The sequence below is a fragment of the Bradyrhizobium sp. AZCC 2262 genome (assembly GCF_036924535.1).
Lineage (GTDB): Bacteria > Pseudomonadota > Alphaproteobacteria > Rhizobiales > Xanthobacteraceae > Bradyrhizobium.
In genome coordinates, this window is the sequence record NZ_JAZHRT010000001.1 from 9302477 (window position 1) to 9315071 (window position 12595).

The window sequence follows — 12595 nt, forward strand, 5'->3', positions numbered from 1 at the left end:
CCCATTCTACTTTGCATGGGGTTGTTTTCGATATTTTGGCGACGCGGCGAGCGCCGGCTAGCGCGACGGCGGTGGAAGCCGGCCGAACAGCTTTTCCATCGCCATGCCGAGTGCAAGCAACTTGCGATCGCTCCCCGCGGGCCCATCGAGTTCGAGCCCGACCGGCAGTTTGCTCGATGCACCTAGCGCGATCGGAAGCTGGATACCGGGGACGCCGGCATTGCTGCCGGGATCGGTGTTCTGGATGAACAGCAGGAAGTTGGCGAGGCTCGACGAGTCGGGATTTGAGGCGATCGCGACCTTCGGCACGGTCGGGAAGGCGATGGCGTCGAGCTTGTTCTTGGCAAACGTATCGCGATAGAGCGCCTGCAGCGCGGGCCGGGCGGTCTTCATGGCGGCCTCATAGGCCGGCTTGGCCTCAGTGACCGTGTTGTTCGGTCCCGGTAGCTTGCGCGGAATGACCAGCCCGTCATAGGTGCCCTTCACGTCGGGGCTTGCGATCTCCTTGGCGAGGTCCTCGATGCTGACGCCGGTGCCGCTCTTCTTGAGATAGGCGACCATGTCGTCATAGGCCTCGTAGAGCGCGAGCGGAAATCCGACCTGGTCGTTCAGCTCGGCGAGCTTTGGCATTTCGACATCGACCACCGTCACGCCGCTCGCCTTGAGCTTCTCCAGCGCGGCTTTGAATGCGGCGTCGGTATCGCCGTCGAGATTGGCCGGCATGGATTTGTCGACGCCGATGCGCACCTTCTTAAGATCGGCAGCCGTAATCGCGCCGCCTCCGGCGATGACGCGGTCGAGGATCGCCAGATCGGCGATGGTGGAGGCCATCGGGCCGGCGGTGTCGCGGGTGTGGGAGATCGGCGCGATCCCCGCCTGGGGATAGCGGCCGACGGTCGGACGGAGCGCGGCGCAGCCGTTCAGCGCGCAGGGGACCCTGACCGAGCCGCCGGTGTCGGTGCCGAGACCCGCGGTGACGATGCGTGCGCCGACCGCAGCCCCCGTTCCTGACGATGAGCCGCCGGCGATTTTCGTCGCATCATAGGCGTTGCGCACCCCGGACTCCGCACCCGTCTTGAACGCGGCGTTGTAGCCGGAGATGCCGAAAGCGAGCTCATGCATGTTGGTCTTGCCGATGATGATGGCGCCTGCCGCGCGCAGTTTTGCCGCCACCGGCGCGTCCTTCTTCGGGACGAAGCCCTTCAGAGCCGGCGTTCCCGCGCTGGCGGGAAGCCCGGCCACCTCGATATTGTCCTTGATGACGACGGGGACGCCGCCGAGCGGCTTGCACGAACCCTTCTTGCGGCCGGCGTCGAAGGCTTCGGCGGCCTTTATCGCGCCGGCCTCGTCGAGCGTGATGAAGGCGTTGAGCTCGGGCTTTGCCTTGGCACGCGCCAGCGCCGCCGAGGTCAGCGCCTTGCTGGTGATCTTGCCGGCGCAGAGATCGGCAGCGGCCTGCGTCGCGGTGAGCTGATCCAGGTCGATTGCCGGCTGGGCTGCCGTAGGAGACGCCGCGGCGAGGACAAGGCTCGTAACGGCCGAGCCGAGCAGGAGTGAGCTGCGAGCCATGATGATCCTCCGTTGGGATAGACACCCGTTCGGACCAACCTTATCGAATGCCGGTTCCTGCGCCTGTCCTCATTTCTGAGGACGTCACACCTTCTCCGCCACGAACCTGTTCCGCAACGTCCCGATCCCGGTGATGTCGATCTCGACGACGTCGCCGGCCTTCAGGTTAGGCGAGGCGCCATCGGTGCCCATCCAGATCACGTCGCCCGGCGACAGCGTGAAATACTTTGTCAGTTCGACCAGGAACGGCACGACTCCAAAAATCATGTCGTTGGTGTGGAAGCGGCCAGTCTCCTTGCCGTTGACCCGGATCGCGGTTTCCATCTTGTCGAGGTCGACATCGGTCTCGATCCACGGGCCCATCGGCTTGAACGTATCGGCGTTCTTGGAGCGCCACAGGCTGCGATCGGTCTTTTGCCAGGTGCGCTCGCTGACGTCGTTGCCGATGGTGTAGCCGAATACGCAATCCATCGCGTTGGTCTCGGTCAGGTGTTTTGCCTTCCTGCCGATGACCACGACGAGTTCGCCTTCATAGTGAATCTTCTCGGTCGCGCTCGCCGGGATCACCACGTCCTCGTCGTGGGCGATCAGCGCGTTCTGCGCGCGATAGCCGATCTCTGGCCGGTCGGGCACGTTCGGCACCGTGCCGGCCTTGTCGGCGGCTTCCTTAAGATGCTTGAGGTAGTTCAGCCCGACGCAATAGAAGGTGCGCGGGATCAGCGGCAGCTCGATCTTGACGTCTTTCAGCGCATGCGACTGCGTTCCGCGCTGCCATTCGCCGAACGGATCGCCGTTGACGGCGATCACGTTGTCGCCCTCGACAATGCCCCAGGATGTCTTGCCGGCGGCCGTGAATTTGAGCCAACGCATGAAGTGCCCTCTTGTTGTTGTTATTCGGCCGCGGCCCGCGGCGTGGTTTTCCAGGCTCCGGCTTTGGGGCGCGCCAGGCCGAGATTCTCGCGCAGCGTCTTGCCGGCGTAATCCTTGTGGAACAGGCCGCGGCGCTGCAATTCCGGCACGACGTGCTTGACGAAGTCGGCATAGGAGCCCGGCACGATGGTGGCTGCGATGACAAAGCCGTCGCAGCCGCGCTCGACGAACATTTCTTCCAGCTTGTCCGCGACCTCTTTCGGCCCGCCGACGATCGCGTCATGCACCTGGCCACGGCCCGAGAAGGTGACGAAATCGCGCGCGCTGGGATTGGATTTGCCTGAAGTCTTGAGCACGCCGTCGCGAATACCCAAAATGCCCTGCATGCTCTTGAGGTCGTCTGATGTCAGTGGCTCGTCGAGCGGCTTGGAGGCGAAGTCGAAGTTCAAGGCCTCGGCGAGCAGCGACAGCGCGTCGATCTCCAGCGGCAGCTTGTTGATCACGGCCATCTTGTCCTCGGCCTCCGCCTTGGTCGCGGCGCAGACCGGCGTGGTGAGGTTGCAAAGGCGCATCTGGTCCGGATCGCGGCCGGCTTTCGCCGCCTCGTTGCGGACGGCCGCGTAGCCTTCCTTGGCGGCAGCAACGTTGCGTGCGGCGGTGAAGATCACTTCGCCCCACCGTCCTGCAAAGCGCTGGCCGCGGCCGGAGGCGCCGGCCTGGATGATGACGGGATGACCCTGCGCCGAGCGCGGCACGGTGAACGGCCCGCGCGACTTGTAGAACTCGCCCTTGTGGTCGAGCCGCTTCACCTTGGCCGGATCGGCGAAGCGGCCGGTCTTCTTGTCCATGAGCAGCGAGCCGTCTTCCCAGGTATCCCAATGGCCGAGCACGACTTCCATGAATTCGTCGGCGCGGTCGTAGCGGTAGTCGTGTTCGAGATGGGCGTCCTTGCCCATGTTATGGGCCTCACCGTCATTGAGCGAGGTGACGACGTTCCATCCCGCACGTCCGCCCGACATCAGGTCGAGGGTGGCGAAACGGCGGGCGACGTCGAACGGCTCGAAATAGGTGGTCGAGGCGGTCGACCCCAGCCCGAGCTTGGTCGTGGCCATGCCCATCGTGGTCAGCACGATCAGCGGATCCATCTTCACGCAGCGGATGCCGTATTCGACGGTGTGGGCGTGGTCGTTGCCGTAGCGGTCCGGCATCGCCAGGCGGTCGTCGAAGAACGCCATGTGGAATTTACCGGCTTCGAGAATCCGGGCGATCTCCTGGTAGTAGTCGGCCGACATCGAATCGTCGCGCGATTCCGGATGCCGCCATGAACTCGGCAGGTTGGTGCAGTTCTGCGCTTGCAGGAATCCCACCAGCGCCATTTGCCGTGTCATGCCGTTCTCCTCGTGCGCGTGGGATTGGATTTCATTTGAGGTCGAGCACGGCGGCCAGTCGGTAGTCTGTGGCCAGCGCCTTCAGTTTATTCCAGGTCGCGTCCTCGACCTCGATGCCGTCGCGCCTGCGCTGTTGCTCGCGAATATGTTCGACCTCGCCGGGATAGAACACGCCGGGGGAGCCTTCGGACGGCGGTGTCGATTTGAGGTATCGCGCGAACTCGCCGACCTCCTTCTCGAAATCCTTCAGGGGGCGGAAGGCTGCGACATTGAACACCGCCATGAAGCATCCGTCATTGTGGCGGCCGGTCGGCTCCACGCCAAAGCCCAGGCCCGTGAGCAGGCCGCACAGCACCTCGACCATCGCGGCGAGGCCGCTTCCCTTGTAGCCTTCGCTACCACCGAGCGGCAGCAGCGCGCCGCCTTTGCGATATTGGGTGGGGTCGGTGGTGTGCCTTCCCTCGGCGTCGATGATCCAGCCTTGTGGAATGGGTTCGCCGCGCGCAACCGACAGCGCGATCTTGCCGGCCGCGACCGCCGAGGTCGCCATGTCCAGATAGAACGGCGCTTCGAGGTCGGATGGCACCGCAATCGAGATCGGATTGGTGCCGAGCCTTGCCTCGCGGCCGCCAAACGGCGCGACATGCTTCGGCGAGCGGCCGGAATCGGCGGTGGCAATACCGATCATGCCCGCCCGCATCGCCATCATCGGATAGGCGGCGAGCCGCCCGACATGGCTCTGGCGGAACACGGTGCAGGCCGCCACATTGGCGGTCTTCGCCTTTTCGATCGTCAGCGCCATCGCCTTGGCGTTGACGTGGAAGCCAAAACCCCAATGGCCGTCGATCACGGTCGTGGTCGGCGATTCCTGGACGATGGTCCATTTGGCGCCGGGCACGATATGGCCGGCCTTGATGCGGTCGATATAGGTCGGGATCGCGATCACGCCGTGCGAGTCATGGCCTGCGAGATTGGCGTTGACGCACCCGACCGCCACCGCATCGGCCTCTTCCTGCGACGCGCCGGCGGCCTGGAGCAGCGCCGCGCCGATGCGCTTGAGACGGTCGGCCTGGACCTTCGGCATGGGAATTTCCTCACCTTGAACGCCCGCGCCAATGGCGGGTCTTGCTTGTCGTCGCGGTGGGCATGGTCTCAAAGCGGCGGCGGCAGGGCAAGCGTGGAAATATCCTGCTAGCCATGCTGCCGGCACGGTCCTCGGGGGTTTGGAATTTCACCCCGCAAAATTCGAATGCTTTCGGCGGGGCCGGCGCGCGCCGGCGGTATGGCTGACAAATCGTGAATCAGCCCGTAGTTCTCCTGAGCGACATCGCGGTTCGTTGGTCTGACATTTACTCTGAATCGCAACTACGGGTCGCCAATAACGAGCATTTAGGCCCCCTGCACGCATAAAATTCGCGGGGGCAGCCCGGTGCTGCCGGCAGGGAGCTTGGGGACGGTGAAGACCGATATCGCGCGCACGCTTGCGGCGTTGAATGCGACCAACGAAGCGATTCTGTACGCCAAATCACCCGAAGAACTGTATGCGAAGGTCTGCGAAGCCGCGTTCTCGGTCGGCGACTTCCTGGCCGTGGCGATCTTCCTGCTGGAGCCGGAAACCAATTTCCTGCGCTTCGCCGCCGGCTTTGGCGATGATGTTCCTCGCCTGCGCAGCATCGACATCTCGATTGTGGCCGGTACGCCCGAGGGTTCCGGGGTCTCCGGGCAGGCCTTCCGCGACCGGAAAATATGCGTCAGCAATGATTTCCTGAATGATCCGCGCTCGCTGCCGTGGCGCGAGGGAGCCACAGCCGGCCAGGTGGGCACGGCGGCAGCGCTGCCGCTGACCTGCAATGGCGAGGGCGTCGGCGTGTTGCTTGTTTCGCGGCATGAGCCGCACTCGATCGACGGGCAGATCGTCTCGATGCTGGAGCGCGTGTCGGCAAATATTTCGTTTGCGCTGGACAATTTCGAACATGAGGCCGCGCGCAAGAACGGCGAGCGCGTGATGCGGCGGTTGAACCGGATGTTCGGCGCCATCAGCGCGACCAACGAAGCCATTCTGCGCGCCAAGACCGAACAGGAACTCTATCAGCGCGTTTGCGATGCCGCGGTACACAGCGGCAAATCCGCGGCCACCGTGGTCCTGCTGGCGGAGCCGGACTCGATCTGGTTGAAGCCGGTCGCAGGCACCGGCGCGATCGTCGAACAGATCATGCGGGCGCCATTCTCGATCGACGCCGGCAACCCGTATGGAACGGGCGTCTGCGGCAGAGCATTCCGAACGCAGCAGCCGGCCGTCAACAACGACATTCTCAACTCGACATTGGGACAGCCCTGGCATCAGGCCGCACGCGAGACCGGCGTCACCGCCTGCGTCGCCGTTCCCCTGATCAAGGCCGACGAGAGCATCGGCGTGTTGCTGTTCTTTGTCGGAAAACTGTGGGCGGAGGACGAAGAGATCCTCGCCCTGATGGCGCGGATCGCGGAGAACGTCTCGTTCGCACTGGATAATTTCGAGCGCGCCGGCGAAAAGGCGAGAGCCGACGCCCAGAAGGAACGTCTGGGGCGCATGCTGGCGGCGCTCAGCGCAACCAACGAAGCGATCGTTCGTGCAACGTCGCGGTCCGAGCTGTTCGAACTGGTATGCGAAGCTGCCGCGACGGGCGGCCGGTTCAACTCGACCAGCATCATGCTGGCCAGGTCCGACAGTGATGTTATGGATATGGTGGCCGTGGCCGGACCAACGGCTGACAACATGCGCCGTGTGAAGGTTTCGATCGACGCCGATCGTCCGGAAGGACGCGGGCTGTGCGGCAACGCTTTCCGCTCCCGCCAGGCCTGCATCGCCAATGATTTGCGTGCTGACCCTCGCGGGTCGGCCTTTCACCAGTTCATTCACAGCGATGGCGCCATGTCGGGCGCGGCATTCCCGCTGATGGTTTCCGGCCAGGCCGTCGGCGTGATGTTTTTCATTTCCTCCGAGAAGAATACGTTCACGCCCGAATTCGCCGAACTGTTGCAGAGGCTCACCGACAACGTGTCGTTCGCGATCGGGACCTTCGATCGGGCCGACGAGAAGGCGCGAACCGAAAGTCAGAAGGAGCGTCTGACCCGGATGTTCGAGGCGCTGAGCGCAACCAACGAAGCCATCATGCGGGCCAAATCCCGCAACGAGTTGTTCGATATGGTGTGCGAGGCGGCGGCGAATGGCGGCAGGTTCACCTCGGCCACCATCGCGCTGGCCACTCCCGGCAGCGACCTGCTCAGGATCGTGGCCGCCGCGGGCCCGGCGGCCGAGACGACGCGGCACGTCAGGTTGTCGGTGGATGAGGCCCGTCCCGAGGGCCGCGGGCTCAGTGGAACGGCATTCCGAACCAGGCGGCCGTGCATCACCAATGATTATGTGACCGACCAGCGCGTCGCCGCTTTCCAGGCCGTTGTTGGCAGCTACGGCGCGCAGTCAGGCGCCGCTTTTCCGCTGCTGGTTCGCGGCGAGCCAGTCGGCGTCATGATCTACATGTCGCTGGACAAGGACACTTTCACTGCTGAATTCTCGGAACTGCTGCAACGATTGGCCGACAACGTGTCGTTCGCGCTGGAGAATTTCGAACGCGCTGACGACAAGGCGAGGACCGAGGTCCAGAAAGAGCGCCTGACACGCATGTTGGCGGCGCTGAGCGCAACCAACGAGGCGATCATCCGTGCGTCATCCCGGGCGGAACTGTTCGATCTGGTGTGCGAAGCGGCGGCCAATGGCGGCAAGTTCACCTTGACCTCCATCGCGCTGATAAAGCGCGACAGTGAATATCTCGACGTCGTGGCGGCCGACGGTCCCACCGCCTCCAGCGCGCGCCAGGCAAAGATATCGACCAACGAGGCGCATCCGGAGGGGCGTGGGCTCTGTGGTTCGGCGATACGTTCGCGGCAGGCCTGCATTATCAACGATTACCTTGGCGATCCGCGTGCCGCCGCATTTCACGGCACGGCGCGCACCGACGGTACGAATTCCGGCGCCTCATTTCCTCTGCTGGTGCAAGGGCAGGTCGTCGGCGTGATGTCTTTCATGTCGCTCGAGAAGGATACCTTCACGCCCGAATTTGCCGAGTTGTTGCAGCGGCTCGTCGGCAACGTGTCGTTCGCGCTGGAGAACTTTGATCGCGCCGACGAAAAGACCCGGGCCGACGAACGGATCGAATATCTGGCGTCGCACGACAGCCTGACCCATCTGCCGAATCGTGAAATGTTCAACGGCATGCTGCGTCGCGCGATCGATTCCGCCGAGCGCTATCGGCGGCAATTCGCGGTGCTGTTCATCGACCTCGACCGCTTCAAGGTGATCAACGATTCGCTCGGCCATGACGCCGGCGATATGCTGCTGGTGGAAATCGGCGGCAGGCTGCGTCGCGCACTGCGTTCGAGCGATGTGGTGGCGCGGCTCGGTGGCGACGAGTTTGTGGTCATCCTGGAGGAGACCGCCGAGCGCCACGAGGTCGAGCGCATCGCCGGCGAGCTTCTGTCCGTGCTGAGCCAGCCGTTGCAGCTCAGCGGTCACGAATGCCAGACCACCGCCTCGATCGGCATTGCGATGTACCCGTCTGATGGCGCCGACATGCTGACGCTGACCAAGAACGCCGACATGGCGATGTATCTCGCCAAGGAGGACGGCAAGAACGCCTTCCGCTTCTTCACCAAGGAAATCAAGACGCAGTCGATCGAGCGCCTGACGCTGGAGAGCGCGTTGCGTCGCGCGCTGGAGCGCGACCAGTTCTGTCTGCACTATCAGCCCAAGGTCGACATGGCGAGCGGCCAGATCACCGGTGTCGAGGCGCTGCTGCGCTGGATCCATCCCGAACTCGGCACCGTATCGCCGGGACAGTTCATCCCGCTCGCCGAGGAGACCGGGTTGATCGTTCCGATCGGCCGCTGGGTGCTCAAGGAAGCCTGCGCGCAGAACATGGCCTGGCAGCGTCGCGGCCTGCGGCCGGTGACGATGGCGGTCAACCTGTCGCCGCGGCAATTCGCCGATCCGAACCTGTTGTACGATGTCGACGAGGCGCTGCTGGCAAGCGGCATGTCGCCGGTGCTGCTGCAGCTCGAAGTCACCGAAAGCATGGTGATGCGGAACGTGTCGCGCGCGATCAAGGTGCTGGACGCGATCCAGAGCCGTGGCATTCGCCTTGCGATCGACGATTTCGGAACCGGTTATTCGTCGATGTCGCTGATGAAGCAGTTCCCGATCGATACCATCAAGATCGACCGCTCCTTCGTTCGCGACCTGCCCGTCGATTCCGAAGACCAGGCCATCGCGCAGGCGATCATCAGCATGGGCAAGGCGCTTGGCATGACCGTGATTGCGGAGGGCGTCGAGACCGTGGAGCAGGAGGCCTTCCTGCGCAGTCACGCCTGCGATGAAATGCAGGGTTTTCTGTTCTCCAAGCCGCTGCCGGCAAAGCAAATGGCTGATCTGCTCCGAGCCGAATCGCGGCTCGACTCGCCGCCATTGCAGCCGGAAGCCGGTTCAGGGCTGAAAAGCGCTGTCGTCTGACGGCTGCGGGTGCAGCTCGCGGACCGCCGGATCCGGAATTTCGGTTTTGCTGGGGAAATCGTAAGGCCAGGGCGGCGATGTCTGTCCCGCGAAAGCCCTGAGGAAGACTTCCGCACCTGCGGCATAGGTCGCATGATCGGGCAGTCCGAGCTCGGCGCACCATTCGTGCGGCAGAGGGAGCAGCGCGTCGCGCAGCTCCATCCCCGGTCCCCACCACCACGCCGGGGCGGGCGATCGCTCCTTTTCGGGAACCGCACGCCAGCGAACATATTCGCCGATCATGCGTTCGAATTGCAGTCGCGCCGCCGGATGCATCCTATCTCCTGACATCAGATGATATCTGCATCCGCGCGCGGCGCAATGCGCATCAGCCGGTTACTGGCGGCCATGCTGCCAGTGCGACGTCACATCCGCGCCCGATTTATTGAGGTGAACGTGCTGATCGACGTGGTCGACCCACGACACCGGAATGAAGTGGTGGTGCTGCCCGTCGGGCGAGCTCTGCCTGGTCAGCTTGATCTTGTCGGTTCCTTCCATGTGGTCGACTTTTCCGACCGTCTTCCTGTCCGACGAGATGACGTCCATATGTTCCTTGATCTGTTCGGTAACAGCCATGTTTCATATTCCTCAAAATGGGTTGGGGAGATGAAACGCGCCGCCGCCGGAATAGTTGCTGGGCTGCCGATCTCGGGTCGGCCGGCAAGCCCAGTAGCCGCGCGGCATTGCCACCCGCTACCAGCGCCATGTCCGCCTTGCTGACGCCCTTGATCCTGTCGAGCAATGCGACCGGATCGGGCTCCGCCATGTCGAACGGATAATCGGTGCCGAGCATGATGTGATCGGCGCCCCAGATCTCGATCAGGTGTTTCAGTTCGCGCTCGTCGAACACGACCGTATCGAAATAGAGCTTCTTCAAATATTCCGACGGCTTCTTCGTGATGGTGACGCGGCAATCCTCGCGATGCGCGAAGGCGTGATCGAACCGTCCCCAATAGCCCGGGATGTAACCGCCACCATGGGCAATGCAGATTTTAAGTTCGGGAAAGCGCTCGAGATAGCCGTCGAAAACCAGATGCCCAACGCACAGCGCGGAATCCAGCGGGTGTCCGATCGTGTTCGGAAAATAGTGATCCTCCATGCGTCCAACGAGGCTGGTGCCGAACGGATGCAGGAAGATCATCACGCCGAGCTCCTCGACGCGGGCGAAGAATTTTTCAAGCCCGGCGCGGGTGAGATCGACGCCCCTGACGTTGGTGCAGAGTTCAACGCCGCGGAAGCCAAGTTCCTTGACGGTGCGGTTCAGCTCAGTGAGAGCCATGCCGGGGTCCTGCAGCGGCACGGTGCCCATGCCCATCAGGCGACCGGGATGCTTTGCAACCATACCGGCGATGTGATCGTTGACCATGTGGCAGCTATCGCGCGCCACTTCCGGCGGCGCGGCACAGACGAAATGGCCGGGATAGGGCGAGATCACCTGCACGTCGATGCCGTCGCGGTCCATGTCGGAAAGACGGGTGTCGAGATCGGTCAGTTTCGGAAAGTCGATCTTGCCGCGCTGCGGCTGGATACTTTTGGTGAGGTCGTTGACATGCGTGTTGGCATTCGGCGTTACGCCGCCGCCGGGAATGCCCGTGGCTTTCAGCACCAGCGCGTTCGCTTCGGGCACCATGCAGTGGCAGTGAATGTCGATGGTGCGCCACCGCTTGGCTTTGCCGGAGCGCATTTGCGCACTGCCATGATCGGTCGCGGGCGCGCAGGCCTTGCATTGAAAGAGCATGTGACGGGCCGGAAAATAATTGCGGGAATAGATTGGCTGCGCCGGGGTTATTTCTCTTCCGCCGCCGTCGACGTCGCCGGGCCTTCTCCCATGATCAGGAGAACGGCGTCCTCATCCTTGGCGCCGTCCCAATGCACCTGCTTGCCGAAATGGGTGACAAAGCTGCCGGCCGGCATCGGCGTCGTGTTGGCCGGATCGAATTTCGGCCCGGAGCCGACCCACCATGTACCCTGCAGCACGACGATGTAGCGGTCGTTGGGATGGAAATGCGGGCGGCTGAAATGATTGCCCTTGGTCCACTTGTTGTAGACCATGTAGAAGCCGGGTTTTGTGGGATCTCCTACGACGACAGCGCTTTGCGCGCCGGCGGCGTTGACCGGGCCCCAGGGAATCTGGTCCGGCAATTTGTAGATGACGGCGGCCGGATTGAGTTCCGCAGCGGAAGAGATGCTCAGCATGCCGGCGAAAGCCAGCGGCGTCATGAGGTATCGCCAGGACCCGATTATAGCCTTCATGGTTTCCTCCGTTGCCGGTTCGTGAGCTCGAACGCGCTCATCTCTGTTGTCGCGATGCTAGCCGGTCTCGTTCCTGCGGAGCAAGGCGCGCGGGTGCATGCGTGATCGGCAGTAGCGGCAAGCGGAATGCCGCACAACGCAACTGCAGCATGAAAAAGCGGATTTACGCCGTACGTTGTGATGCTACGTTGCGCCCAACTAAAAGCAGCCATGGGAGGGCTATGTTCATGAAGCGTTTGTCGATACTTGCGGCCGGTCTGTTGATGGGTGCCGCCGCACTTCAATTTTCCAGCGTCGCGTCCGGCCAGGGCGATGGCTGGATAACGCTGCTCGACAGCACCAAGATGGGCGACTGGACTGAGGTCGGCAAAGCCAATTGGGCGATGAAGGACGGCGCGCTGGTAGCCGACAAGCTCGACGACGCCAAGGTTCTCTCCTATCTCGTCAGCAAGGATTCCTACAAGGATTTTCAGATCAAGGCGGAATTCTGGACCGACGAGGAGGCCAATAGCGGCATCTTCATCCGCTGCGACGTGAGGGACAAGATCGACTCCAAGGTCTGCTACGAGGTCAACATCTTCGACAAGCGTCCGGACCCGAGCTATGGCACCGGTGCGATCGTCGACGTCGCCAAGGTTGATCCGATGCCGAAAGCGGCGGGCAAATGGAACACCTACGAGATCACCGCGCAAGGCTCGCATCTCGTCGTGGTGCTCAACGGCCAGAAGACTGCTGATGTCCAGGACAGCAAGCACAATGCCGGGGGACCGTTCGCGCTTCAGTATGGGTCCGGCGTGGTCAAGTTCCGCAAGGTGCAGATCAAGCCGCTATAGCGCCGAGCGCTTGTGCCGCGCTGAGCTGCCTCCCCAGCTTGCGGGGGAGGCGGCCTCCGGCCGCCGTTCTTCAAGATGACGCTGATGCGGAGCATCAG

Annotated in this window: 9 protein-coding genes and 1 pseudogene; 2 read left to right on the forward strand and 8 right to left on the reverse strand. The window is 63.0% G+C overall.

What is annotated here, in order from left to right; genetic code table 11:
- Nucleotides 1-57 precede the first annotated feature (57 nt).
- From iaaH to V1283_RS43665, 4 genes are all read right to left on the reverse strand, one after another.
- Entirely contained in the window at nt 58-1485 is a 1428-nt protein-coding gene (iaaH, locus tag V1283_RS43650; RefSeq protein WP_334393392.1) for an indoleacetamide hydrolase, read from the reverse strand.
- Nucleotides 1486-1653: 168 nt separating this feature from the next.
- The gene (locus tag V1283_RS43655) at nt 1654-2439 is read right to left on the reverse strand and encodes a fumarylacetoacetate hydrolase family protein (RefSeq protein WP_334392750.1); all 786 of its coding nucleotides are present in this window, start codon (nt 2437-2439) and stop codon (nt 1654-1656) included.
- Between the two features lie 20 nt (nt 2440-2459).
- Entirely contained in the window at nt 2460-3827 is a 1368-nt protein-coding gene (locus tag V1283_RS43660) for an LLM class flavin-dependent oxidoreductase (RefSeq protein WP_334392751.1), read from the reverse strand.
- Nucleotides 3828-3858: 31 nt separating this feature from the next.
- Nucleotides 3859-4911 (reverse strand): Ldh family oxidoreductase, encoded by a 1053-nt coding sequence (locus V1283_RS43665; RefSeq protein ID WP_334392752.1) that lies wholly within the window; start codon nt 4909-4911, stop codon nt 3859-3861.
- 372 nt (nt 4912-5283) lie between these two features.
- On the opposite strand from V1283_RS43665, the gene V1283_RS43670 reads away from it, so the two are divergent.
- Nucleotides 5284-9372, forward strand: a complete 4089-nt coding sequence (locus V1283_RS43670) for a sensor domain-containing phosphodiesterase (RefSeq protein ID WP_334392753.1) — start codon at nt 5284-5286, stop codon at nt 9370-9372.
- On the opposite strand, the gene V1283_RS43675 is transcribed toward V1283_RS43670, so the two are convergent.
- The 4 genes and pseudogenes from V1283_RS43675 to V1283_RS43690 all read right to left on the reverse strand — a co-directional run bounded on the left by V1283_RS43675 (nt 9346) and on the right by V1283_RS43690 (nt 11664).
- The gene (locus V1283_RS43675) at nt 9346-9687 is read right to left on the reverse strand and encodes a hypothetical protein (protein ID WP_334393393.1); all 342 of its coding nucleotides are present in this window, start codon (nt 9685-9687) and stop codon (nt 9346-9348) included. The genes V1283_RS43670 and V1283_RS43675 overlap by 27 nt on opposite strands.
- Before the next feature lie 60 nt (nt 9688-9747).
- Nucleotides 9748-9987: a DUF2171 domain-containing protein gene (locus tag V1283_RS43680; RefSeq protein ID WP_334392754.1), complete on the reverse strand. Its 240-nt coding sequence runs from the start codon at nt 9985-9987 to the stop codon at nt 9748-9750.
- A gap of 97 nt (nt 9988-10084) precedes the next feature.
- Nucleotides 10085-11149: pseudogene (locus V1283_RS43685) on the reverse strand (amidohydrolase family protein); the annotation flags it as partial.
- Between the two features lie 47 nt (nt 11150-11196).
- Nucleotides 11197-11664 carry a cupin domain-containing protein gene (locus tag V1283_RS43690; protein WP_334392755.1) on the reverse strand — a complete coding sequence of 156 codons (468 nt, stop codon included), beginning with the start codon at nt 11662-11664 and terminating at the stop codon, nt 11197-11199.
- A gap of 227 nt (nt 11665-11891) precedes the next feature.
- On the opposite strand from V1283_RS43690, the gene V1283_RS43695 reads away from it, so the two are divergent.
- Complete coding sequence (locus tag V1283_RS43695; protein WP_334392756.1) at nt 11892-12497, forward strand: 3-keto-disaccharide hydrolase; 606 nt, start codon at nt 11892-11894, stop codon at nt 12495-12497.
- Nucleotides 12498-12595: the final 98 nt, after the last annotated feature.

Excerpts from the sequence above, each read along its gene's own strand:
- V1283_RS43690 (WP_334392755.1), bottom strand. The coding sequence starts at position 11,664 with ATGAAGGCTATAATCGGGTCCTGGCGATACCTCATGACGCCGCTGGCT.
- V1283_RS43675 (WP_334393393.1), bottom strand. The coding sequence starts at position 9,687 with ATGCATCCGGCGGCGCGACTGCAATTCGAACGCATGATCGGCGAATAT.
- V1283_RS43665 (WP_334392752.1), bottom strand. The coding sequence starts at position 4,911 with ATGCCGAAGGTCCAGGCCGACCGTCTCAAGCGCATCGGCGCGGCGCTG.
- V1283_RS43660 (WP_334392751.1), bottom strand. The coding sequence starts at position 3,827 with ATGACACGGCAAATGGCGCTGGTGGGATTCCTGCAAGCGCAGAACTGC.
- V1283_RS43655 (WP_334392750.1), bottom strand. The coding sequence starts at position 2,439 with ATGCGTTGGCTCAAATTCACGGCCGCCGGCAAGACATCCTGGGGCATT.
- V1283_RS43695 (WP_334392756.1), top strand. The coding sequence starts at position 11,892 with ATGAAGCGTTTGTCGATACTTGCGGCCGGTCTGTTGATGGGTGCCGCC.
- V1283_RS43680 (WP_334392754.1), bottom strand. The coding sequence starts at position 9,987 with ATGGCTGTTACCGAACAGATCAAGGAACATATGGACGTCATCTCGTCG.